General features: G+C 41.5%; 23 protein-coding genes and 1 tRNA gene. 18 read left to right on the top strand and 6 right to left on the bottom strand.

The window, feature by feature from the left end:
• Positions 1 to 2: 2 nt before the first annotated feature.
• From PQO05_RS25385 to PQO05_RS25335, 11 genes are all read left to right on the top strand, one after another.
• Complete coding sequence (locus PQO05_RS25385; RefSeq protein ID WP_273630296.1) at positions 3 to 1,637, top strand: ABC-F family ATP-binding cassette domain-containing protein; 1,635 nt, start codon at positions 3 to 5, stop codon at positions 1,635 to 1,637.
• A gap of 402 nt (positions 1,638 to 2,039) precedes the next feature.
• On the top strand, positions 2,040 to 2,615 hold the full coding sequence (locus tag PQO05_RS25380; protein WP_273630295.1) for a TerD family protein: 576 nt from the start codon (positions 2,040 to 2,042) through the stop codon (positions 2,613 to 2,615).
• Positions 2,616 to 2,633: 18 nt separating this feature from the next.
• Positions 2,634 to 3,299: a TerD family protein gene (locus PQO05_RS25375; RefSeq protein ID WP_273630294.1), complete on the top strand. Its 666-nt coding sequence runs from the start codon at positions 2,634 to 2,636 to the stop codon at positions 3,297 to 3,299.
• Entirely contained in the window at positions 3,299 to 4,027 is a 729-nt protein-coding gene (locus PQO05_RS25370; protein WP_273630293.1) for an HAD family hydrolase, read from the top strand. The genes PQO05_RS25375 and PQO05_RS25370 overlap by 1 nt, the downstream gene beginning before the upstream one ends.
• Positions 3,999 to 4,847 (top strand): phosphoribosyltransferase family protein, encoded by an 849-nt coding sequence (locus PQO05_RS25365; protein WP_273630292.1) that lies wholly within the window; start codon positions 3,999 to 4,001, stop codon positions 4,845 to 4,847. Before PQO05_RS25370 ends, PQO05_RS25365 begins: the two co-directional genes overlap by 29 nt.
• Entirely contained in the window at positions 4,837 to 5,391 is a 555-nt protein-coding gene (locus tag PQO05_RS25360) for a TerD family protein (RefSeq protein WP_273630290.1), read from the top strand. Before PQO05_RS25365 ends, PQO05_RS25360 begins: the two co-directional genes overlap by 11 nt.
• A 3-nt stretch (positions 5,392 to 5,394) precedes the next feature.
• Positions 5,395 to 6,009: a TerD family protein gene (locus PQO05_RS25355; RefSeq protein ID WP_273630287.1), complete on the top strand. Its 615-nt coding sequence runs from the start codon at positions 5,395 to 5,397 to the stop codon at positions 6,007 to 6,009.
• An 88-nt stretch (positions 6,010 to 6,097) separates the two neighbouring features.
• On the top strand, positions 6,098 to 7,225 hold the full coding sequence (locus PQO05_RS25350) for a toxic anion resistance protein (protein ID WP_273630286.1): 1,128 nt from the start codon (positions 6,098 to 6,100) through the stop codon (positions 7,223 to 7,225).
• Between the two features lie 9 nt (positions 7,226 to 7,234).
• Positions 7,235 to 8,197 (top strand): hypothetical protein, encoded by a 963-nt coding sequence (locus PQO05_RS25345; protein ID WP_273630285.1) that lies wholly within the window; start codon positions 7,235 to 7,237, stop codon positions 8,195 to 8,197.
• Positions 8,198 to 8,237: 40 nt separating this feature from the next.
• The gene (locus PQO05_RS25340; protein ID WP_273630284.1) at positions 8,238 to 9,056 is read left to right on the top strand and encodes a TerC family protein; all 819 of its coding nucleotides are present in this window, start codon (positions 8,238 to 8,240) and stop codon (positions 9,054 to 9,056) included.
• A gap of 202 nt (positions 9,057 to 9,258) precedes the next feature.
• A complete protein-coding gene (locus PQO05_RS25335) occupies positions 9,259 to 9,732 on the top strand; it encodes a hypothetical protein (protein ID WP_273630283.1) in 474 nt (157 codons plus the stop codon).
• Between the two features lie 218 nt (positions 9,733 to 9,950).
• Here PQO05_RS25335 and PQO05_RS25330 read toward each other — a convergent pair whose 3' ends face one another.
• The 6 genes from PQO05_RS25330 to mqnB all read right to left on the bottom strand — a co-directional run bounded on the left by PQO05_RS25330 (position 9,951) and on the right by mqnB (position 14,962).
• Positions 9,951 to 11,087 carry a hypothetical protein gene (locus PQO05_RS25330; protein ID WP_273630282.1) on the bottom strand — a complete coding sequence of 379 codons (1,137 nt, stop codon included), beginning with the start codon at positions 11,085 to 11,087 and terminating at the stop codon, positions 9,951 to 9,953.
• Positions 11,088 to 11,248: 161 nt separating this feature from the next.
• Positions 11,249 to 11,322: transfer RNA gene (locus tag PQO05_RS25325), tRNA-Asp, on the bottom strand.
• Positions 11,323 to 11,383: 61 nt separating this feature from the next.
• Complete coding sequence (gene prfA / locus PQO05_RS25320; protein WP_273630281.1) at positions 11,384 to 12,457, bottom strand: peptide chain release factor 1; 1,074 nt, start codon at positions 12,455 to 12,457, stop codon at positions 11,384 to 11,386.
• 108 nt (positions 12,458 to 12,565) lie between these two features.
• Complete coding sequence (locus tag PQO05_RS25315; protein ID WP_273630280.1) at positions 12,566 to 13,327, bottom strand: UDP-2,3-diacylglucosamine diphosphatase; 762 nt, start codon at positions 13,325 to 13,327, stop codon at positions 12,566 to 12,568.
• A 63-nt stretch (positions 13,328 to 13,390) separates the two neighbouring features.
• The gene (locus PQO05_RS25310) at positions 13,391 to 14,239 is read right to left on the bottom strand and encodes a menaquinone biosynthesis family protein (RefSeq protein ID WP_273630279.1); all 849 of its coding nucleotides are present in this window, start codon (positions 14,237 to 14,239) and stop codon (positions 13,391 to 13,393) included.
• Positions 14,240 to 14,281: 42 nt separating this feature from the next.
• Positions 14,282 to 14,962 (bottom strand): futalosine hydrolase, encoded by a 681-nt coding sequence (gene mqnB, locus PQO05_RS25305; protein WP_273630277.1) that lies wholly within the window; start codon positions 14,960 to 14,962, stop codon positions 14,282 to 14,284.
• A 79-nt stretch (positions 14,963 to 15,041) separates the two neighbouring features.
• On the opposite strand from mqnB, the gene PQO05_RS25300 reads away from it, so the two are divergent.
• From PQO05_RS25300 to PQO05_RS25270, 7 genes are all read left to right on the top strand, one after another.
• A complete protein-coding gene (locus PQO05_RS25300) occupies positions 15,042 to 15,458 on the top strand; it encodes a 6-pyruvoyl trahydropterin synthase family protein (protein ID WP_273633552.1) in 417 nt (138 codons plus the stop codon).
• Between the two features lie 8 nt (positions 15,459 to 15,466).
• Positions 15,467 to 16,114 (top strand): GTP cyclohydrolase I FolE, encoded by a 648-nt coding sequence (gene folE / locus PQO05_RS25295; protein ID WP_273630275.1) that lies wholly within the window; start codon positions 15,467 to 15,469, stop codon positions 16,112 to 16,114.
• A 194-nt stretch (positions 16,115 to 16,308) separates the two neighbouring features.
• Positions 16,309 to 17,196, top strand: coding sequence for an ACP S-malonyltransferase (fabD, locus tag PQO05_RS25290; protein WP_273630273.1), 888 nt, complete (start codon positions 16,309 to 16,311; stop codon positions 17,194 to 17,196).
• 73 nt (positions 17,197 to 17,269) lie between these two features.
• Positions 17,270 to 21,004: a sensor histidine kinase gene (locus PQO05_RS25285; protein WP_273630271.1), complete on the top strand. Its 3,735-nt coding sequence runs from the start codon at positions 17,270 to 17,272 to the stop codon at positions 21,002 to 21,004.
• A 140-nt stretch (positions 21,005 to 21,144) separates the two neighbouring features.
• Positions 21,145 to 22,665 (top strand): sensor histidine kinase, encoded by a 1,521-nt coding sequence (locus PQO05_RS25280; protein ID WP_273630269.1) that lies wholly within the window; start codon positions 21,145 to 21,147, stop codon positions 22,663 to 22,665.
• The gene (locus PQO05_RS25275) at positions 22,637 to 23,317 is read left to right on the top strand and encodes a response regulator transcription factor (protein ID WP_273630268.1); all 681 of its coding nucleotides are present in this window, start codon (positions 22,637 to 22,639) and stop codon (positions 23,315 to 23,317) included. Before PQO05_RS25280 ends, PQO05_RS25275 begins: the two co-directional genes overlap by 29 nt.
• A 106-nt stretch (positions 23,318 to 23,423) precedes the next feature.
• Positions 23,424 to 23,594: a hypothetical protein gene (locus tag PQO05_RS25270; RefSeq protein WP_273630267.1), complete on the top strand. Its 171-nt coding sequence runs from the start codon at positions 23,424 to 23,426 to the stop codon at positions 23,592 to 23,594.
• Positions 23,595 to 23,600: the final 6 nt, after the last annotated feature.

The following is a 23,600-nucleotide window of genomic DNA, read 5'->3' as shown; positions in this document are numbered from 1 at the left end:
CAGTGATTAATGTAAATAACATTTCCGTTTCATTTGGCGGAACTACCTTGTTCAGTGACGTAACCTTCTCTATAAACGAGAACGATAAGATCGCTCTGATGGGTAAAAATGGTGCAGGTAAATCGACCATCCTTAAAATTATTGCCGGGGCGGCCAAACCGACTACAGGTAACGTAACCGGACCAAAGGATGCGGTAATAGCTTACCTGCCACAACATTTGCTTACCCAGGATAACGTTACCGTTTTTGAAGAAACGATGAAAGCTTTCCACGAGGCCAACCAAATGCAAAAGGAGCTCGAAGAGGTGAATGAGCAACTCAATACCCGCACCGATTACGATAGCGATGATTACATGAAGCTGATTGAGCGTGTGTCGGAATTAAGCGAAAAGTTTTACTCACAGGAGGAAGTTAATTACGATGCAGAAGTAGAAAAAGTGCTGAAAGGCTTAGGTTTTGAGCGCACAGATTTTAACCGCCAAACTTCCGAGTTTTCGGGCGGCTGGCGCATGCGGATCGAGTTGGCTAAAATTTTGTTAAAGAAACCGGATCTGATCTTATTAGATGAGCCTACCAACCACATGGATATCGAGAGTATCCAATGGCTGGAAGACTTCCTGATCAACTCGGCAAAGGCAGTTATGGTGATCTCGCACGACCGTACTTTTGTGGATAATATTACAAACCGTACCATTGAGGTTACCATGGGCCGGATCTACGATTATAAAGCAAAATACACCCATTACCTACAGTTGCGTGCTGAGCGCAGGGTACACCAGTTAAAAGCCTACGAAGAACAACAGCGTTTTATTGCCGATAACCAGGAATTTATAGACCGTTTTAGAGGTACATACTCTAAAACATTGCAGGTACAATCGCGTGTAAAAATGCTCGAAAAGCTCGAGGTTATTGAGATCGATGAAGTGGATACTTCGGCATTACGCTTGAAATTTCCGCCATCACCACGTTCTGGTCAATACCCGGTAATGGTTGAAGACCTGACAAAAACGTATGGTGACCATGTGGTGTTCGAAAAAGCTGCGATGGTGATTGAGCGTGGTGAAAAAGTTGCCTTTGTTGGTAAAAACGGCGAAGGTAAATCAACCATGATCAAAGCCATAATGGGTGAGATTGATTTTGAAGGGACTTTAAAGGTAGGCCACAATGCCAAAATAGGGTACTTTGCCCAAAACCAAGCGGCTTTGTTAGATGAAAATTTAACTGTATTTGATACCATTGACCAGATCCCTTTAACTGACGGCACCGTAAAAATTAAGGATCTTCTGGGTGCATTTATGTTCAGTGGTGATGATACTACTAAAAAGGTAAAAGTGCTTTCGGGGGGCGAGAAAACGCGCTTGGCTATGATCAAACTGCTGTTGGAGCCTGTAAACGTATTGATCCTCGATGAGCCAACCAATCATTTGGATATGAAAACTAAGGATATTATCAAAGATGCCCTGAGGGATTTTGATGGAACATTGATTTTAGTATCGCACGACCGGGACTTCCTGGATGGCCTGGTGCAAAAAGTATTTGAGTTTGGTAATAAACGCGTCCGCGAACATTTTGAGGATATCAAAGGATTTTTGGCCTACAAAAAAATGGACAGCTTAAAGCAGATTGAGCAAAGCTAAATCTGTAATATAAATAAAAACAAGCCGCACATGCGGCTTGTTTTTTTACAGCCTGTCGGTAGCAATAGCCAACAGGTAGTTTGCTTTTAGAATGCACGTCTAGTGATACAAGAGGATTTTCCCATTAATTCTCTACCGGGGCAATCCACATACAACGTTGTGTAGTGTCTAACACCTTCTATTGTCCCCGCACAATTCTATAATAGCTTACCACATCTTTACCTTCAACATTTTATAGCTTAATATTATTATTTGGCCCAGGTTGTTCGTAATAAAAAAATCGCTTACCTTTCAATCAATAAATCTTGTCTTTCAGTAATTAAAAATGTTGATTTCTGTAATAATTATCCAGAATATTACTCTAATTAGCGTTTTAATTAAAAGAATAAATAGCAAAACAACATGGCTATAAATTTGCAAAAAGGCCAACGCATTGACATCGGTCTTTCTAAAATAAGCGTTGGACTTGGCTGGAACCCCAATGAGGGCACCGGCTATGACTTTGACCTGGACGCATCGGCATTTATGATTGATGCAAACCGGGTAATACCCGCCGAAGAATTCTTCATTTTTTATGGTAATACAGACTCTCCGGATACCGCACTGCACCATACAGGTGATGACCCAACAGGCGGAAACAGCGATGGCGGCGATGACGAAACCATTACGGTTGACCTTACCAAGGTTGATAACCGCATTACAGAAATTTTATTTGTAGTTACCATTCACGAAGCTAACACGCGCCGCCAAAATTACGGACAGGTGAGGGACTCTTACATCCGTTTAGTTGATGATAACACCGGAACTGAAATTGCCAAGTATGAACTGGGCGAAGATTTCTCTATCGAAACCGGAGTGGAGTTTGGGCGTTTATACAAACGTGACGGTAAATGGAAATTTGAAGCATCGGGAGTAGGGTATCGCGAAGACCTGGCTTTCTTTCTTTCAAAGTACTTTAAAGGACAGATTATTAAATAATAAATAAAAGCATACGTTATGGCAATTAACCTGGTAAAAGGGCAAACCATCGACCTTCGTAAAAATGATAAAGGCGAAAGCTACGATCTTTCATCTGTTACAATTGGGCTGGGTTGGGATGTAAAGCAACAAAGCGGCGGTTTTTTAGGTAAACTGTTCGGCGGCGGCAAAGAAGAAGAATATGACCTGGACGCTATTGCGTTTTTGTTGGACAACAACGGCAAAGTAGCTAACCTGGGGCGCTCTGTAAATAACAATGGCCGTCACATCAACTTCTTTGAGGGCGATATCATTTTCTTTAATTCATTAAAACATCCATCGGGCAATATATGGCTTACAGGCGATAACCGTACCGGCGAAGGTGACGGTGATGATGAGCAAATTATCGTAAAACTGGATGCGCTGGATCCTAAATATGATAAAATCCTTTTTATCGTATCTATTTACCAGGGACGCCAAAAAAACCAACACTTTGGTATGGTTGATAATGCGTTTATACGGGCTGTAGATAGCAAGGGGCACGAGATAGCGCGTTATAGTTTATCGGGTAATTCATCATACAATGGTATGTGCGCCATGACTTTTGCCGAAGCTTACCGTAAGGATGGTACCTGGAAATTCCGTGCCATTGGCGATCCGCACCATACCGATAGCTTTGTTGATATACTGGAGAAGTATAAATAATGCTTAACCCCATGCATGCCTATAAGCATTATTCGTTCGATCTGTGGTTAACGCTCATTAAATCAAATCCTTCATACAAAAAACAAAGGAGCCGGTATTTTTTTGATCATTATAACCAGGCGAACAAACCATTGGCCGAAGTTGAAGCCGTTTTTAGGCAGGTTGATTTGATGTGCAATGCCATCAACGAAAAAACAGGCAAAAACATTGATGCCGATGAACTGTGTTTAATGGTAATCAGCCTTATGAACGATAACCAGTTCCCGTTGCATGAGGTGGATATTAACGCCCTTTGTGCCGAAATGGATCAACTGGTATTTGAACATCTACCGGTTTTATACAGTGATAATACAGCCAGTACGCTTGCTTATATAAAAGACGATCTGGGTAGCTCTGTAAGTTTGTTGAGTAACACCGGTTTTATAAAAGGTGAAACATTACGCCAGGTACTGAAAGAGTTGGATATTGATCAGTATATCGATTTTCAGCTTTACTCTGATGAAGCCGGTATGTCGAAGCCTAACCCCGATTTTTTTAAGCTGATGATCGACCGTGTTTTCGAACTTAAAAATGTTCAGTTAACCGACATTATCCACATAGGCGACAACCCTAAAGCAGATGTTGATGGAGCAAACGCTGTTGGTATAAACAGTTTGCTGATTAACTCCAATCATTTATCAATTACAAATTTGATACCCAATGCAACACAACACCTATTCTCTGCATAAAATTAAAAGCAGTACCAGCTTTGGTTTTAGTGCCGGTGATTACAGCCGCTTTAAATTTGGCGATGATGTGGTTTCCGCTGCATTTGGTACCGATTTGGCTAATGGCTTTATTGAGGAGGTATTGGCGCATCAGCCCATCCATCAGCAAATTGTGGTGATATCAAGCCCTTATGCTTTTATACCAACCGCCACCTTTGCCATGAAAAACTATTTTGTTTTTCAGCTCAATAAATGGCTGGCCGGGCATGGCTACCCCGTAGTGCAGGAAACCAAAGTACACCGCACCATCACTTATAAAGAAGATTACGGCGAGCTCAATGCAGAGCAGCGCATGAGTTTGATCGGCAATGATTCATTTCATATCGATGCCAACTTCCTGGAAGATAAAACACTGCTTTTTCTGGATGATATTAAAATTACGGGCAGTCACGAAAGGATGATCTCGAAAATGATAGCGCAGTATGGCATGGATAATGATATCCACATGCTTTACTTTGCCGAGCTGGTTAATACCGACATCCACCCTAATATCGAAAACTACCTTAATTACCACGATGTAAAATCGATATTCGATCTGGATGCTATTGTTAACAGCGGGCACTTCTGCATCAATACCCGTATCGTAAAATACATCTTAAATTACGAGCATAACAGCTTCCGCATTTTTATGCAAAACCAAACCGAAGGTTTCATTAATCATTTATACAATATGGCTTTAGGCAATAGTTACCATACCATGGATAGCTATGCCCTGAACCTTAATTATATCAAAGAATTATTATTTTCTAACAAGCAAAAAATAAAACAACATGGCAATTAATTTGCAAAAAGGCCAGCGCGAGGCTATAGATGCCCCTAAATTTGTGATTGGCTTAGGCTGGGATACCAACAGTTCATCAACAGGTTCGGCTTTCGATCTGGATGCATCGGTATTCATTTTGGGCGAAAATAAGAAGATGCTGTCAGATGAGCATTTCGTTTTTTATAACAACTTAACATCGCCTGATGGCGCTGTAGAACATACTGGTGATAACCTTACCGGTGCAGGCGATGGCGATGACGAGCAAATCAAAGTGGACCTGTCTAAAATAGACAGCCGCGCAACTGAGATCTGTATCGTAGTAACCATTCACGAAGCCGAAGCCCGCCGCCAGAATTTTGGTCAGGTACGCAATTCATTCATCCGTATTTTTGATGCTGCTACCAATGCAGACATATTGAAATATGAGCTGGAAGAAGATTTTTCGATCGAAACAGCTGTCGAATTCGGCCGTATCTACAAACGTAATAACGAGTGGAAATTTGAAGCCGTTGGCGCAGGTATGAAAGGCGGACTGAAAGATTATTTAACCAAATACAACTAAGCCATGGCTATTAACCTGGAAAAAGGGCAGCGCATCAGCCTCGAAAAATCAAACGGCAGTAAGCTGCAAAACATTTGTGTAGGCATAAACTGGGGCGCTATTGAGAAGAAAGGCTTATTCGGTCTAAGTTCTGGCAAAGAAGCTGTTGACCTTGATGCCAGCTGTGCATTGTACAGTGCCGATAAACAGTTAGAAGAAGTGATTTACTTCGGTAACCTGAAATCAAAAAATGCTGCTGTAAAACACAGTGGTGATGATTTGACCGGTGACTTGGATGGCGATGATGGTTTGGATAACGAAGTGATCACTGTAGATTTTTCTAAATTGAGCGACAGTACCAATTATGTGGCATTTGTGCTTAACAGTTTCCGTGGGCAGGATTTCGGTAAAATACCATTTGCATCTATCCGTATTTATGAAGGCACACCCACACAAGTAAACGAGGTGTTTGCCAAGTATGATATTGCACATGGTGCAGGTTTTGCCGGCCACGTATCAATGGTAATGGGTGTTTTCTATAAGCGTAATGGCGAGTGGAAATTTAATGCCATTGGCGAACCTACCAAAGACAGAGAACTGAAAGGCACAGTTGCAACAGTAACCCAACAATATTTATAATCTGTATATTTAAATCATTAATCTGCAGTATGCTTAATTAAAGCAGTGTTGCAGATCATCAAACAATACCTTTAAAACTTACCCAATTATGGATATTACACCAGTTGATACTAACGAATTAACCCCGGTGCCGGAGAATAATAATACCCCGTCGCAATTAAAGTTAGATAAAGACGGTAACGTTAATCTAAACCTGATTACACCCGAGGATGAAAAGAAATATACCGAGTTGAGCAAAAACCTCAACCCATCGGATGTTAACTCGATCCTGAATTACGGAACCGAGGTACAAAACTCGATGGAGAAGTATAGTAACCAGTTTTTAACATCGGTGCGTACCTATAATTCGGGCGAGGTAGGAGGTCTAATTACCGATTTGCTTACAGAGCTTAACTACATCGATGTTGACGAGCTTAACCAAACCGGTATTAAAGGCTTTTTAGCACACATCCCTTTTATTAAAAAACTGATGTTTGATGCCGAAAAACTTTTCGCCAAGTACGATACGGTTGTAAATAACATTGACAAGATCACCAATAAAATAAAAGCGGGCAGGGTAAACTCTATCAAAGATAATAGCTCGCTGCAAACCATGTTTGATAGCAATGTAAGCTACATTAAACAAATGGAGGAGCTGATTATCTCGGGCCAGTTAAAGTTTAACGAGCTAAGCGCAAAGCTGGCCGAAATGGAAGGCCGCCCGGCAGACTATAACGACTATGAAATTGCCGACCTGCGCGATTTTGTGAATCGCCTTGATAAACGTATGGCCGATTTAAAAGTGGTACGTTTTATTATGATGCAATCGCTGGCGCAAATTAGGGTTGTGCAAAACAATAACACTTCTATTGCAGAAAAAGCGCAGTCAATTATTTCAACCACTATCCCGGTTTGGAAAAATCAGCTTACTATTGCAGTTGCATTGCAAAGGCAAAAAGCCAATGTGGAGATGCAGAAGAAGATCTCTGATACAACTAATACCATTTTGCAAAAAAATGCCGAGCTGCTTAAACAAAACAGTATCGATGTTGCCCGCGAAAATGAGAAAACCGTTGTGTCCATTGATACCTTAAAGAGAACAACCCAGTCATTGATCGAAACCCTGAGTGAGGTAAAACGTATCCATGACGAGGGTACTCAAAATAGAAAAGTGTTAAATACAGAGTTACAGAATTTAGAAACAGAGCTAAAGAAAAATGTAACCAATATTGCGTAAATTAAGTAGATGGATGAAAATCGGATAGCGATATTAAATGACTCAGGCAGGCTTATAAGTAAACTGCAACTACTTTCGGTTTTTTTTGAAGAGGAGATCATCTATAAGATCTATCTGCGCAGCCAGGTTATCCATCAACTATTTGCAAACAATCCCGAAATTGATATTAATAAACTGGAGCTGTTTCATCTCCAGTTTACCACCAGTTTAATTGATCTGTTAAAAAAAATAAAAAAGAACAACGAAAAAAGCATCAGCCTGCTGCTTGATGAGATTGAGCTGAACAAAAATCTGGTTGAACAGATCCATAGTTCTGCATATACCATGCAGGATTATAAGATAGAGCAGCAGCGGCAAGCACTCAAAATAAATACATCCTTACGCAACTTGTACAAGGTACTGTCTGATGACACGGCCGATTACCCATTCTCAAAAAATATCAACCTGTTTAGTACCCGGTTTTCGCACGACTTTTATTACGAGGTTTCACCGGCAATGATCAACGATATTGTTAAGTATGATGCCGCTGCAGTATACAGTAACGCTTATGCCATCATCCAGAAAAAGCTGATGGGGGTATTATGCAAATACGATTTCCGCACCAGTTTTTATTGCGGTATAAGGGCCGATGAACAGATAGCGGAGATCTATAAGTTTAATGAAGAGGATCGCTACTTTTTGTATTATCCTTTAAAAAACTTGTTTCTGTTTATGGATATTTCTTTGCTCAACAATATGGAGTTAACTACCGAATTGTCGAAAAAGGAGAGCTTTGTGCAGGAGATTATTGATAAGAATAATCAGTTGCAAAACACTATTAGCAGCGTAAAAAAAACTATCCCCTCAGAAATTAAGAGTTTGTTGGTGGATAACTATAAAAAGCTGAACGATATTAACTTTTTAACCAGTATAAGCGATATTGATGTACAGGCTAATATTTTAAAGAGTATGCTTAACACCGATATTATTTAAACAACAAATAGATTAAACAACATCCAAAACTTTACACGATATGGATTTTTTACACACGCTTTTAGGAAGCGACATTAAAGCAGGCTTACTTATTATATTAAACCTGATAGTAATAGAAAGCTTGCTTTCTGTTGATAATGCAGCCGTGCTGGCAACCATGGTAATTGATTTGCCTGCCAAACAAAGGAGTAAGGCACTTAGATACGGTATTATTGGCGCGTATGTATTACGGGGCACCTGCTTGTTTCTGGCGGCCTGGCTGGTTAAAATATGGTGGTTAAAACCACTAGGTGGTTTATACCTGTTATACCTGGCCTTTGATTATTTTAAAGGCAAAGCATCGGCAGGTGATGAAGGTGAAGACGAAAGCGTTGACAAAAGTAAGAACTGGGTTTATAAATCAACCGTGGGCTTAATCGGCACCTTTTGGGCAACCGTGGCTTTGGTTGAGGTGATGGACCTGGCGTTCTCAATCGATAACGTTTTTGCCGCAGTAGCCTTTACCGATCACGTTTTTCTGATTTATACCGGCGTATTTATCGGTATACTGGCCATGCGTTTCGTAGCCCAGGGCTTTGTTAAACTGATGGAGAAATTCAGTTTCCTGGAAACCGTTGCCTTTATTGTAATTGGTTTACTGGGCGTAAAGCTCGCCGCCTCATTATATACTCACTTTTACCCGGATGCATCTTTCTCTAAATTATTAGAGGGAGAAAAGGCCGATATTTTTGTATCGGTATTTACGGTAGGCATATTTATTATCCCGGTAATAACGTCGTTATTGTTCAACTTCCCTAAAAAGCGATTAATAAAGCCTGAAATTGCTGAACAAGCTGAAGGGGTGTTAGATAAGAGTTAATGGCTCTCAGTCTTTGGCATTAGGTAGGGCAAGAGATGTAAAGGCTCATTGCCCTCCTTATCAAATTCTGGCATAGTTATGCAGTGTTGAATTATGACGTAGAGGTACTTGTTCTTTACAGATTCTATAATGCATAAACAAAAAAGCTCATCATATAATGATGGGCTTTTTGCGTCATTAACTTCTCGATAACTTCTAAATAATGAAATGGTTAGTATATATTATCATCTTGATTAATGTTTTTGCCTGCAATCAAGGCTCCGGTAAAAAAGTTGATGATTTTTATACTAATAAAGGAGGATTTGACTTGGCCCGAATACCTTTAGTTAAACCATATGAAGCCACTACACCATCAACGAAACCTAACTGGATTATTACTTCGATAGATACTAATGATATTCCTGCTCCTGTTAATGGCATAGAAGATATTAGAGTAATAAAAGGAATAATATTAGCTCATGGTAAAAACACGACTGTTAATTATAAGCCAGCAAAGGACGCCTGGTTTATAATTGTACCCACAAAAAGGCTTGTTGCGGGTTTTAGGAAGCATGGTGATTACGTTGGTTCTTTAAAAAATTTAGGATTTGAGAAAGAGCCGGACTTATTTAAAATAATCAAGGTCTTTAAATATTTTGATTGTAATGATCACATAAATTGGGAGCTGATAAAGTAGCAAGATCAATTTCTGAGTTAGCTTAAGTTGCCACAATGTGATTTATTGATAAAGCACCGCCATACTGGTTGATCTATTTCTTAGCTTTTAGAATCCCCTGCTTTGGCTCCTTCAATTCTGGCGCAAGTATGTAGCATCGGAATATGAAATTGAAGTATTCGTCTATAGTCATAAACAAAAAAGCTCATCACTACCCGATGAACTTTTCGTGGAAAACTTTAATGTACCATCACCCGAGGCCGTTTGGTTAGCTGGACCACGAATAGGGTGACAAAGATTAGATAATATCCTATATAAAAGCGATCTGCTATAACAGGCTGTAATAAGAACCGGGCTGCTATCGCAAACAGCAGAGAAATTATAATCAAAATGGCCATGTTGCTCTTCAATTCGTAAAGGCGGTATTGCAGTAATGTTAGTGTCGCGATCAATAACAGCCAAACGAAATGGGAGTGATACAGCGCTGTCATAACCTGCGCCTTTAATAATTCCCAATAATCATGCATCGAGAAGGCAGACCGCACCTCATGCTTTGGGTTGAGGGTATGGAAGAATGACGGAAAATATAACATGTTCCATCCGTATCCCAAGGCATTGCTGGCAATCAGTAAATAAACAACCACAGCAATGCTCATGAATGCAATAAGTTTTCCTACGGAAAGTTCTTTAGCCAGAAACGTTAAGGCCGGTAGTAAGATCAATAGAGGTAAAATAAAGTCTATCCGGCTCAAAACAGCAAGGATGCCGAATATAAAAAAAGCAGTTACCGATGCTTTCTCTACCATAAAATAAACGCCGTAAAACAACAGCATTCCTGCTAAAAAGTCTGGTGTTGAAAGTTTAGCTGCTTCCAGTACCGGCGGCAGCAACATGATCATCGAACAAGTGATGGTCGCGTGAACGGGCTTCAGATATTTATTCAGCCAGATCAGTAATAATATCCCAGTCATGATATAGGCAATAACTGAAGGCACCACCGTTGCCTTGAATATAGGTATCCCCAATTTATAAAAGCCGTATGCCATCATGGTGTATAACGGCTTAATTACATAAACGGGGAGTTTTTGGTGAAATGCTGCGTCATTTTCCTTCCAGTTTTTTCTTTCAGGATTTGAAGCTCCTGCCAATTGATCATAAGTATCCGCTGGCAGCTGCCTTGATGCTAATTGATAAACCATTTGATGTACATCTTTCGTCTGAGCGTCATATTGAAGTATGACAGCTGTATATGCCAACATATCCCAGTTGTAACTTGGTTTCTTAAAAGACAATACACCTACGCCCAATAACAAGCATAAATAAAACAAGCAGGGTGTAATAGAACGTGAAAAAACATTGCTAGGAAAGGCCTTCATGATATTGAAAATCAAAGTTTAGGATATATCAGAAGATACGTTTCAACAAGCTTAATGGTTGCCGGGCTCCCAGCGTAGTATTGTGAAGTGAAGTACTTGCGCCGTTGCTATAACAAAAGGCATAAACAAAAAAAGCCCATCATTATCTGATGAGCTTTTTGCGGAATGGACGGGACTCGAACCCGCGACCCCATGCGTGACAGGCATGTATTCTAACCAGCTGAACTACCACTCCTCCCGTTTGGGATTGCAAATATAGGAATTGGATTTGCAATCCCAAAAAATATTTGAAAAAATTAGGCTACGGTGCCTTCTTTCAGTTTTTCTGCGTTTTCGGCGAACTGTAATGATTCCATAATCTCCTGTAAATCACCGTTCATAACGTTTGGTAGGTTATAAATGGTTAGGCCGATACGGTGTTCGGTAACACGGCCCTGAGGGTAATTATAGGTACGAACTTTGGCCGAACGATCGCCGGTTGATACCATGGTTTTGCGTTTTTTAGAAACTTCTTCCAAATGTTTCTGCAATTCCATTTCGTAAACGCGCGAACGTAGTACCTGTAAAGCCTTATCGTAGTTCTTTAATTGCGATTTCTGATCCTGGCATTGTGCCACAATACCGGTAGGGATGTGGGTTAAACGCACAGCAGAATAAGTAGTATTAACCGACTGTCCGCCCGGGCCCGAAGCACAGAACAGATCTTTGCGAATATCACTCACCTGCAGGTCAATATCAAATTCATCAACCTCTGGCAATACTACCACGGTTGCTGCCGAGGTATGCACACGGCCCTGGGTTTCGGTATCAGGTACACGTTGTACACGGTGTACGCCCGATTCGTATTTTAAAGTACCATAAGCATCATCAGCCAAGATGTTTAATACAACCTCTTTGTAACCGCCGGATGTACCTTCGGTATAATCAACCAATTCGGTTTTCCAGCCACGGCGTTCGCAATAACGCATGTACATACGGTAAAGGTCGCCGGCAAATAGGGCAGCCTCGTCGCCACCTGTACCACCACGGATCTCGATGATAGCGTGTTTCGCATCTTCTGGATCTTTAGGGATCAGCATCAGGCGGATAAACTCTTCCTTCTCATCACGCTGCACCAAAAGCTCATCTAATTCAGATTTAGCCATCTCGCGAAACTCTTCGTCCTTCTCAGTAGCCAGAATCTCTTTGTTAGCATCAATATTGCTCATGATGTTTTTGTAGATATTATATTCTTCTACAACACTGGTGAGGTCTTTATATTCTTTGCTCAGCTGGGCAAAACGTTTCATGTCGCTCATTGCATCAGGGCTGCTAAGCTCGCCTTCAACTGTTTGCCAACGCTGTTTTATCGCTTCTAATTTATCTAACATATTATTATGGATCTTATTGGCAGTGCCTGCCAAAGGATTTGCAAAAGTACGGCTTTTAGCTTAGATATTAAACAGATACATCGCATCGCTGGTAAGCCTGAAGTAAAATTATTGAGGAATAGGCTGTGTGTACGTATGCAGGGTAACATCCGTACCGTCAAACATTGCATAGGTGCAGGCCTTTACCCACTCGCCAAGGTTTATATAGCGGCTTTTTTCTCCAACTTTAACATCCATTGCCAAGTGGCGGTGACCAAATATCAGGTAGTCGTAAAACTGGGTTTGTAAAACCTCTTTGCTGTAAACTATCAGCCATTCCTGTTCATCTATGCGGCGTTGTTTATCATTATCACCGGTATCGCGGCTATGCTGTGACCATCTGTTTGCAATACCCACACCAAAGTTAGGATGGATACGCTCGAACAACCACTGGCAAAGCGGACTGCGGAAAATCTTTTTCAGAAACTTATACTTGGCGTCCCCCGGGCCAAGTCCATCGCCGTGGTGCAGGTAGAATTTTTTACCGTTGCGCTCAATCACCAGTTCGTTGCTGATGATGGTTGCGCCTAGTTCTTTCTCAAAGTAACCGAACATCCACATATCGTGGTTGCCTTTAAACAGGGTGAGCTTAATACCCATGTCAGCCAGTTCGGCCAGTTTACCCAAAAAGCGGATATAGCCACGCGGAACAACAGTTTTATACTCGAACCAAAAGTCGAAGATGTCGCCCATTAAATATAGCTCGCTGGCGTCGGCTTTGATCATGTCGAGCCAGCTCACAATCTTCTGCTCTTTCTCGCGGTGGGTAGTATAGCTGCCTGAGCCCAGATGAAAATCGGACGCAAAGTATATTTTGTTACGGATGGACATACCCCGCTAAATTACGAGTATCTGTTGAAAAGCAGAAAAGTCATTTTGGGTCATAATCCTCGCTTAAGTCAAAAATATTTCCTTACTTATTTGAGGTATAATTTCTTTCCGTTTTGCGGTATCAAATAGCAGATTAATTGCTTTTCTGCCTTCTTCGCCAAGGTCAACCGAGTACTTATTTACATACAGTTCGATGTGCTTGTACATCACCTCTTCGCTCATTTCCTGGGCATGAGATTTGATAAACTCCAAACCCGATTTTGGATCGGCAAAAGCAAACTCAACAGATTTTCTGATCAAGCGGTTCACCTTAAGCTGAACATCCAATGGCAAATTCCGGTTCACTACAATACCTCCCAACGGAATGGCGCAGCCGGTTTCTTTTTCCCAGTAATCGCCCAGGTCCATGATCTTTTTCAGGCCTTTATCCTGGTAAGTAAAACGGTTTTCATGGATAATCAAGCCCACATCTATTTTACCGGTTAACACGGCATCTTCAATTTCAGAGAAAACTAATTCTTGCTTGTTGGTAGCTTCGGGGAAAGCTAAGCCTAAAAGGAAATTGGCCGTAGTATATTTACCCGGTATACCGATTTTTACACTTGCTCCATCGGTTTTAAGTTTTTCGCGTAATTCATCCGGGTCGCCTTTACAAATCAGCATTGGGCCAACGCCGAAACCTAAGGCACTGCCAGCATCCAGCAAAGCATATTGGTCTACCATATAGGCAAAGGCATGGTAGCTTAGCTTTGTAATATCCAGTTCGCCGCGGAAGGCTTTTTGGTTCAGGGTTTCCACATCATCATAAAATACTTCGAAGTCTAATCCTTCGGTATCAATTTTATGGTGAATAAGGGCATCAAAAATAAAAGTATCGTTAGGGCATGGCGAAAAGCCGAGTGTTAGTTTCATAGTAGTCGGTTGTTGCGTGTGTTCAGTTGCGAGTTGCGTGATTCAGGCATCAGGCAACTGGGAGCCCATAACACGCAACATCTCTCCGGCAAATGTATTCAGATTTTTAACGGCTAAACCTATCTTCCAGGCATCGCGGTTACGTTTTTCTACATAATTTGACACAGCCCTGATTTGCACACAAGCCACACCCGCCTGGCGGCAGGCATAAAATACAGCAGCGCCTTCCATGCTTTCCAGTTGGGGGTTAAGGCGTTCCACTATTTTATCTATCGAAGCCTCGTTGCCGTGCACCTTATTTACCGTGATGGCTTTAACCTGTTTAATATTTAAAAAGGGATGTCCATTGGGCTTATAAGTAATTTCACCAAAGCCAAGTGTGGTTAGGGAGAGAAAGCAATCATCATCCTCGGCACCCAGTTCAGAGAAGGTATCTTCTATTATTTCAACCACATCGCCCAGGGCAATACTGCGGTCAAAGCTACCTGCAATGCCCAGGTTAATTACCAGATCATATTTATTGGTTACCAGATGAGTGCCTAACGCATAAGCCGTGGCTGTCATACCAACGCCGGTAATTAGGAAGTCCAGTTGTCGGTTGTCAGTTGTCCGTTTTCGGTCCTCGTCTTGATTCTTGCTTCTCGATTCTTGACTCTCTTTCAGATGGCTCTCTCTCAACAAACTGATCTCTGCTTCTGTGGCGGCTACTATTAATATGTGCATGGCTTGGCTTTTTTGTTATGCTAAGATAAAACAACCTGCCTGTTTTTGTTTTGTATATTTGCACCAATTATTAGTTATGATGATACATATTACGCGCAAAGAGCATTTCAATGCTGCTCACCGCATGTACCGCGAGGAGTGGAGCGCCGAGAAAAATCAGGAAGTGTTTGGCAAATGCGCCAATCCTAACTGGCACGGGCATAATTACAACCTGTTTGTAACTGTAAAAGGCGAAGTAACACATGCTACAGGGTACCTGATAGACCTGAAAGAGCTGAAGGAAATTATCCACGAGTATGTGATCGAAAAACTCGATCATAAAAATATTAACCTGGATGTACCTTTTATGGCAGGCAAAATGGCTTCGACCGAATTGCTGACCATCGGGATATTCAACCAACTGAAAGGCCCTATCGAAGCTTATCCTGGCGTGTTTTTACACTCTGTTAGATTATTTGAAACCGAAAACAACTCTGCCGAATACTTCGGCGATTAATTATACCTATGCACCAGCACGACGATGATGACAACCTTCCGGACCGCGATGCGGGCATTGAAGGATACCAGAAAATAGACCGTTATAACCCTGAACTGATTGAAAGCCTGAGCGGCCACTATCATGAGGTGTTAAAACAAATAGGCGAGAACCCCGAGCGCGAAGGCTTATTAAAAACCCCTGAACGCGTTGCCAAGGCACTGATGTACCTTACGCATGGTTACGATTTGGATGCACAACAGATCCTGAAATCGGCCATGTTTAAAGAGGAGTACAGCCAGATGGTGGTGGTGAAAGACATTGAAGTTTACTCGATGTGCGAGCACCACATGCTGCCATTTTTCGGTAAAGCACACGTAGCGTACATCCCTAACGGGCATGTAGTGGGCTTAAGCAAAATACCACGCATTGTTGATGTTTTCGCCCGCCGATTGCAAGTTCAGGAACGTTTAACCAACGAAATCCGCGATTGTATCCAGGATACGCTTAACCCTATCGGGGTAGGTGTGGTAATAGAGTGCCGCCACCTGTGTATGAGCATGCGCGGCGTACAAAAACAAAACTCGGTAACTACTACATCGGCTTTTACCGGTGCGTTTTTGATGGATAAAACCAGAACGGAGTTTTTAAATTTGATATCGTCAAAGTTGTCATAACCACAAACGTCATTGCGAGGTACGAAGCAATCCCCTCCCGATAGCTATCGGGACTACAGAGCCGCTCCGTACAGTTCGCGATTGCTTCGTACCTCGAAATGACGAGCTTAAATAAATTCGAAATCGAACATTCGAAATCGAACATTCGAAATCCGAAATATAAATCAATCACTAACTCAAAATTCACAACTAAATTGAAAGCATACATATTCCCCGGTCAGGGTGCCCAGTTTATTGGGATGGGAAAAGACCTTTACGATCAGTCTGAGCAAGCACGTTCATTATTTGAGCAGGCAAACGAAATTTTAGGTTTCCGCATTACCGACATTATGTTTAACGGCACGGATGAGGAACTGAAACAAACCAACGTTACCCAACCCGCTATATTTTTACACTCTGTAATACTGGCTACTGTTTTGGGTGATGACTTTAAACCAGAAATGGTTGCTGGCCACTCGCTTGGCGAATTTTCGGCACTGGTAGCAGCAGGTGCATTATCGTTCGAAGATGGTTTACGTTTGGTAGCAGCACGTGCCAATGCGATGCAAAAAGCCTGCGAAATTCAGCCATCAACCATGGCCGCAGTTTTAGGTCTGGATGATTTTACGGTTGAAGATATTTGCCACCGTGTAAGCGACATCGTTGTTCCGGCTAACTACAACTGCCCGGGCCAGTTGGTAATATCTGGTACGATAGCTGGTGTAGATAAAGCCTGCGAACTGTTACTGGCTGCCGGTGCAAAACGCGCATTAAAATTAAATGTAGGTGGCGCATTCCACTCTCCTTTAATGGAATCGGCACGTGTGGAACTGGAGGCCGCTATTTTGGCTACCGAAATTAAAGCGCCGGTATGCCCCATCTATCAAAACATCGATGCTAAACCATATACAGATCCTGAGCATATTAAACGTAACTTGATTTTGCAGTTAACAGGAGCTGTAAGATGGACCCAAATTGTTAAACATACATTAGAGGACGGAGCCACCTCATATACCGAAGTTGGCCCGGGTAATGTACTGCAAGGCCTGGTAAAAAAGGTAGACCGCGCCATACCAACCAGCAGCGCAACCATAGCACAATAAAAAATTTAAAAGCCACAAACTAAAGTGGCTTTTATTTTTTATACTAAATTTACCAATCAACATTGCTCCTTTTTTGACCGCGATAGCCAAAATACGTTTATTACTGGCCCTTATTTGTGCCAGCCTTTTGCTTACAGCTATAGTTGTACAGAAAACCTATACCCCGCAAAATAACCTGGAGCAACCTGCGCAGGCGCTCGAGCGCTCATTGCATACCAAAGAGGCTTACGTAAATAGCATTATCAATAACAAGGCAAACTTTGATAGTTTACGCACACTGCCCAATAATGAAAACGCTGCCCTAAATTTTATTGATGATTTAACAAGCCAAAAAAGAGTGTGGTTAACCACCATGGTTAATAACCGCTTAACATTTTGGACGGGGGTTAAAATATTGCCAGATACTTCGAGGCCTGTTAAGGAGGGGCGTTCATTCATTAAGGTAGCCAATGGTTATTATGAGGCTATCCGCAAAACGTCAGGCAATTTTACGGCTATATTTTATATCCCGGTTAAATGGAGCTATAGCTTGCAAAACAAGTACCTGCAAAACACTTTTGACGAAGGACTTAACAGCGATACCAGTTTAGCCCTGGCCGATATTACAGATAAAGATGTTTATTACATACACAGCATAGATCATCAGTACCTTTTTTCGGTAAAAATTAAGCCTAACCATACCAACCATAATTTTTACCTGTTTGTCACCATTTTATGGGTTCTCAGTTTTGCCACACTATGCATGCTGATCCATATTTTGTGCAACTATATAGCGCAAAAGGGCTATCTGCTGCTTTCATTTACAACACTGGCGGTGTTTATCATACTGCTCAGAACGGTAAACCAGGCACTGCACTGGCCTGGTTATGTATCACAGTTTGATTTGTTCGATCCAAAGTATTATTCTGATGGGCCACTGTTTCCGTCCCTGGGCGATTTCTGTGTTAACCTGCTCATGGTTTTCTGGCTGGCAAGTTTTATATATAAGTACAGGTTTAAATTGCTTAAGCCTATTCAAAATAAGGCTATTGGCTATGGCATTATTGCAGGCTGTACTATTTTTATGTTGTTGGGGCTGGGCACGTTTGTAAACCTGTTTTACCACATGATTATTACATCGAAGATAAATTTTGATGTAAGTAATGTACTCAACCTTTCTGTTTATAGCCTGGTGGGTATTATCATGGTATGTTTCTGCTTCCTGATATTTAACCTCATAGACGAGATACTGTTGGTAATGATAATGCGGGTTAAAATACCGGTTATGCATAAAGCGCTGATATTCTTTACCGGTGTTTTAATAGCAACTATTATTAACAGCATTACGGCACCATTTACCTTATTCTATATACTTGCCGGGTTTGTTGTTGCCATACGGGCTTATATTGTTTGGTATAAGAACGGGCAGCTAACTGCTACCTCATTTTTGTGTGTGCTGATATTGAGTGCCCTTATAGCATCCGTTAAACTCAATGCTTTCCAAAACCAGCGCGAACATGAAACCCGCAAATTGCTGATTAAAAAATTGGAGGCCGCCGACGATAAAAGCGCCGACTATATTTTTAAGCATATTGAAAAGCAGATGATTAACGATAAGTTTCTCATTGAGTATTTCGAAGATACTGCCCATAACAGTAATTACCTGCGCACGCATTTCCAGAAAACGTATTTTGATGGATACCTCTCTAAATACGATTTCAAGATTTATGAGTTCGATAACGAAGGTAAATCGATCTCGACCGATAAAAGTTACATACTGGATAACTTTAAGGATATGGTTGTTTTTAGCGCCTTTAAAGTATCCAATTACTTTTATCGCGAAAATGATTCGTTCGGTTTTCAAAGTTATTTTGCCCTGCTGCCTGTACAGGTAAACAATAAAAGCCTGGGCACTTTTGTAATTGCCTTAAAATCAAAACCGCTGCAATACACCAACGCATTTCCCGAATTGCTGGTAGATGAGCAGCTGAAACTTACTAACGAGTTTAAAGGCTACTCGTACGCATTTTATAGTGATAACCACCTGTTAAGCCAAAGCGGGCAGTATACCTATTCTCTGTTAAATAACGAGTTTAGTGCACAGCCGCATCAGTATGCGTTTAAAAACACATCGTCGAGCGGGCAGCCATGGTATAAGGCTTTTACCAATTACAATCACCTTATTTATAAGCCGAGTGCCCGCAAAATGATCATCATCAGTAAGCTGGAGTACCCTGTACTGTATGGTATAACCTCGCTTACCTTCTTTTTTGTGCTGATGCTTATTTTCAATTCTATTGTAATGGGCACCCGTTGGCTTTGGCGGCGTGTGCGGTTTATCCGGATAGATGAGAATGAGATTATCTGGGATTTTCATATCAACTTCGATAGGATTCTCTATAAAACCCGCATCCAGTTTTCGATGATATTTGCAGTGGTGGTTACCCTGATGCTGGTAGGTATTATCACCTGTTTCTCTATTATTGCCCAGTACCACGAGCAGCAGGTAAACTCTATTACAGACCGTATTACCCGCATAGCATCGGCTTTTGAAAATCATATCGATAACCAGTCTTCGCCGTTTAACCTCGAAACGCAGGTTAGTTTTAACGCTTTTGCCGATGCCTACTCTACCGACCTTACGCTTTACGATAAAGACGGCGTTTTGCTTTACACCACGCAGCCTAAAATATACAACCTGGGCTTGTTGCAACCACGCATGAACGGCCGGGCATTTGTTTATTTAAGCAAGCTGCAAAAATCTGAACTGGTAAATAAAGAAAAGATAGGCGGGCTTGATTATGCAGCCGGTTATGCACCTATCCGCAATGCCAATAACGAGACCGTTGCCTTTTTACAGTTGCCGTTTTTCTCTAACGAGGCAGAGTTAACTGAGCGCATTGGGTCATTGCTTAACGCCATGATTAATATTTACGCGTTGATATTTATTGCCATTGGTTTGTTTGCCATATTGGTGGCCAGGCAAATTACCAACCCGCTTAGCTTCATTCAGCATAGTTTGAGTAAAACCATTTACGGCCGTAAAAACGAACCTATTGTTTGGCGCCGTAATGATGAGATTGGCTCGCTGGTGAAAGAATATAATAATATGATTGCCGCGCTCGAATATAGCGCGAGCAGGCTGGCACAGTCTGAACGTGAAAGCGCATGGCGCGAAATGGCCAAGCAGGTAGCCCATGAGATTAAGAACCCGCTTACGCCGCTTAAATTGGGCTTACAGCTGCTCGAAAAATCATGGAAGGACAAAGATCCTAAGTTTGATGCCAAGTTCGAGCGTTTCAGCAAATCATTTGTTGAGCAGATAGAAAGCCTGTCATCCATTGCTTCCGAATTTTCGGCCTTTGCCAAAATGCCCGATACCCGGATGGAGAAACTGGACATTATTGAATTGCTGAGCCAGGCGGTTACCATTTTTAAGCAAATGGATAACGTGACCATCAACTTTAATGCACCCGAAGAGCCTTTCCTTATTATTGCCGACCGCGACCAGCTTTTACGCTGCTTTAATAACCTGTTGAAGAATGCGATTGAAGCCATGCCGCCGGGCCGCCCGGGACTTATAGATATTGACTACAGTATTGAAGGAAGATCTATCTTAATCAACCTGCGCGACAATGGTAACGGTATCCCCGAAAGCTTGCGTACCAAAATTTTTGAACCCAATTTTACCACCAAAAGTTCGGGTACTGGTTTGGGGCTTGCATTCGTGAAAAACTCTATCGAGAATGCCGGAGGTAAAGTGTGGTTCGAAACCGTGATTAACGAGGGTACGGTATTTCATTTAAACCTGCCGCAAGCGCAGGGATAAGAGAGGCAAGAACCGGGGATCAGGAATCAGGAATTAAGACTCGCCCGTGCTAATACTTTTTTATTCGTGTTTCCACATCAACGTTAATTAGTGTTAACGTTTTGATTATTTGCCGTTCCCTATGATTATTTTGCAGCATCATGAATAAAAGGATTAACCTTGTAATTGGCCTGATGACTTTATGTACAGGCTTTTTGCTGGGTTTGCAATTTTATTGGAACTATGCGGCCTACCAAAGCAGTGTACGTGTTTTTAAGAGTGATATTAATGATGCGCTTGATAAAGCTGTAAACCACCTGATGGATCTTAGGCGCGATGAATTTGCCGCACAGTATAAAACATGGCTTGCCGATACCAACTTGGTTGTGGTTACTGCCCATTACGATGCCCGTTCGGCAAGTACCCAGTTTATTCTTCAGGATAAACACCCTGTTGAAGAACGCAGCCCGTTTTACATTGGGTTCGATTACAAAAAACGTATTACGGCTATTACGCCTGATGCCAAAGCATTCTTTATAGATAAATTCATCGAAAGCCTTTTAGCCAACGATCTTAAAAACGGCTCGTCATATTATTACACCGAAAAATTAGGTGATCTTTTATCAACCGTTTATAAAAATGACCGGCTTAATATTAAAAGATTAGAAAGTATTTACCGGCAGGAGTTACGCAAACGGGATATATACGACAATTTCGACCTTAAATTTACCCGGTACGTTTTTAAAAAGTGGAGTACACCCAATGAGCCGCTCTCTGGTTACAACTATAGCACCCGGCGGTTTAAATATGGATTCCATCACCCATTAATAGGTATCAACGCTTATTTTATCAACCCCAATCTTATCTTTTTCAGGAAGATGAAATGGGTGATCATCAGTTCGCTGCTACTTGTAGCTATTACCATCGGCTGTTATACCTACACGGTTAAAACTATGCTGTCGCAAAAAAAGCTGGCCCGGCTTAAAGATGATTTTGTGAACAACATGACCCACGAATTGAAGACACCCGTAGCCACCATCAGTGTCGCTGCGGAAGCTATTCAGGATTTTAACCTGAGTAAAACTTCGGCAGATGAATACTTGGGTATTATCCGTTACCAGGCATCTAACCTCACCAATTTGATTGACCAGATTTTGAAAAGTATCCTGAACGATCAGGGTATTGCCAGCTTTAACCGGCAGCAGATCTGCTTAACAGACGCAATTAAAAACTGCATTCACCAATACCAGCCGCAATTGCAGGCTAAAACTGCAACCCTTAATGTAGTCTTACCTACCGAAGAACTTTATATTACAGGCGACACTATACACATTGGCAATGTATTGGCCAACTTGCTTGATAATGCCATTAAATATGGGAGCGAACAACCTGTAATTAGTATCGAAGTAAATGTTATAAATGATTGGGTGCATATCAATTTTTGCAACGACGGGCCTGGTATCCCGGCAGAGTATGCGGATAAGGTTTTCGAGAAATTTTTCAGGGTTTCAACAGGTAATACACACAATGTAAAAGGTTACGGCCTGGGGCTAAGTTATGCCCGCACTGTGGTGCAGCAACATGGTGGCAGCCTCACCTTAACAAGTGCAAATAAGGCAACTATATTTACTATAAAACTTCCTTTAGCTACTCATGAAATCGGCCAGCGTATTGTTTCTTGAAGATGAGCTGCAACTTGCCAAAATTGTAACAGAAACGCTGCAAAGTCGCGGGTTTGGTGTTACTCATTTAAATAATGGCCAAATGGGATTGCAGGCTATCTATAAAACCAATTTTGATATTTGCATTGTAGATGTAATGATGCCCTTTATGGATGGTTTTACCTTTGTAAAGGAGTTTCGTAAAATAAACCAAACAACCCCCGTTTTATTTTTAACCGCCCGTTCGCAGGATAAAGATGTGGTTGAAGGCTACGGCAACGGCGGTAATGATTACCTGAAAAAGCCTTTCAGCCTGGAAGAATTGATTTTGCGTGTTAATGAATTACTGCGGCGAAACACCACTACCGATACAAAGGAAACATCGGTTAACATCGGTGCATTTTGTTTCTATCCTAAACGGCAGGAACTGATAAGCAAGGGGTCAATCATTAAGTTATCGCACAAAGAGAGTGAACTTTTATACTTATTGGCGCAACACAAAAATCAGTTGCTCGACCGCAAGGCCACTCTATTAAAATTATGGGGAGATGATACCCCGTTTAACGTTCGTACCATGGATGTGTTTATTACCAAACTACGTAAACATTTACATACCGATACAACAATCCAAATTATCAATATACGGGGCTTAGGGTATAAATTGATAGTATAAGTACCACACATCAACCCATCTGCCATTAATTAGGAGTGAAAAAAAATTACGATTTTTTTTGCGAATGTAATTTTTTCATTACATTGTGTTACCTAATTATAAACTAATGAATAAGCAATTAATTGTGCTCGTTTACGTATTTGTTGCGTTAACGGGGCTCTCTGTTTTTATCCATCGGCACTTGCCCGATGCTGCGGTGAATAGCCACCTAACCTTTAAAAAAAATCTGCACGTCACGGCACATGAGTCGAGGCAAATATTAAGTGCCAGGCTTTAATAAGCT

Source organism: Mucilaginibacter jinjuensis, from assembly GCF_028596025.1.
GTDB lineage: Bacteria > Bacteroidota > Bacteroidia > Sphingobacteriales > Sphingobacteriaceae > Mucilaginibacter > Mucilaginibacter jinjuensis.
The sequence above is the reverse complement of the archived record's forward strand: the minus strand, read 5'-3'. Positions and strand labels throughout refer to the sequence as shown.

Excerpts from the sequence above, each read along its gene's own strand:
- PQO05_RS25380 (WP_273630295.1), top strand. The coding sequence starts at position 2,040 with ATGGCTATAAATTTGCAAAAAGGCCAACGCATTGACATCGGTCTTTCT.
- PQO05_RS25340 (WP_273630284.1), top strand. The coding sequence starts at position 8,238 with ATGGATTTTTTACACACGCTTTTAGGAAGCGACATTAAAGCAGGCTTA.
- PQO05_RS25365 (WP_273630292.1), top strand. The coding sequence starts at position 3,999 with ATGCAACACAACACCTATTCTCTGCATAAAATTAAAAGCAGTACCAGC.
- PQO05_RS25330 (WP_273630282.1), bottom strand. The coding sequence starts at position 11,087 with ATGAAGGCCTTTCCTAGCAATGTTTTTTCACGTTCTATTACACCCTGC.
- PQO05_RS25355 (WP_273630287.1), top strand. The coding sequence starts at position 5,395 with ATGGCTATTAACCTGGAAAAAGGGCAGCGCATCAGCCTCGAAAAATCA.
- mqnB (WP_273630277.1), bottom strand. The coding sequence starts at position 14,962 with ATGCACATATTAATAGTAGCCGCCACAGAAGCAGAGATCAGTTTGTTG.
- PQO05_RS25375 (WP_273630294.1), top strand. The coding sequence starts at position 2,634 with ATGGCAATTAACCTGGTAAAAGGGCAAACCATCGACCTTCGTAAAAAT.
- PQO05_RS25360 (WP_273630290.1), top strand. The coding sequence starts at position 4,837 with ATGGCAATTAATTTGCAAAAAGGCCAGCGCGAGGCTATAGATGCCCCT.
- PQO05_RS25335 (WP_273630283.1), top strand. The coding sequence starts at position 9,259 with ATGAAATGGTTAGTATATATTATCATCTTGATTAATGTTTTTGCCTGC.
- PQO05_RS25350 (WP_273630286.1), top strand. The coding sequence starts at position 6,098 with ATGGATATTACACCAGTTGATACTAACGAATTAACCCCGGTGCCGGAG.
- PQO05_RS25270 (WP_273630267.1), top strand. The coding sequence starts at position 23,424 with ATGAATAAGCAATTAATTGTGCTCGTTTACGTATTTGTTGCGTTAACG.
- prfA (WP_273630281.1), bottom strand. The coding sequence starts at position 12,457 with ATGTTAGATAAATTAGAAGCGATAAAACAGCGTTGGCAAACAGTTGAA.
- PQO05_RS25280 (WP_273630269.1), top strand. The coding sequence starts at position 21,145 with ATGAATAAAAGGATTAACCTTGTAATTGGCCTGATGACTTTATGTACA.
- PQO05_RS25310 (WP_273630279.1), bottom strand. The coding sequence starts at position 14,239 with ATGAAACTAACACTCGGCTTTTCGCCATGCCCTAACGATACTTTTATT.
- folE (WP_273630275.1), top strand. The coding sequence starts at position 15,467 with ATGCACCAGCACGACGATGATGACAACCTTCCGGACCGCGATGCGGGC.
- PQO05_RS25300 (WP_273633552.1), top strand. The coding sequence starts at position 15,042 with ATGATACATATTACGCGCAAAGAGCATTTCAATGCTGCTCACCGCATG.
- PQO05_RS25275 (WP_273630268.1), top strand. The coding sequence starts at position 22,637 with ATGAAATCGGCCAGCGTATTGTTTCTTGAAGATGAGCTGCAACTTGCC.
- PQO05_RS25370 (WP_273630293.1), top strand. The coding sequence starts at position 3,299 with ATGCTTAACCCCATGCATGCCTATAAGCATTATTCGTTCGATCTGTGG.
- PQO05_RS25345 (WP_273630285.1), top strand. The coding sequence starts at position 7,235 with ATGGATGAAAATCGGATAGCGATATTAAATGACTCAGGCAGGCTTATA.
- PQO05_RS25315 (WP_273630280.1), bottom strand. The coding sequence starts at position 13,327 with ATGTCCATCCGTAACAAAATATACTTTGCGTCCGATTTTCATCTGGGC.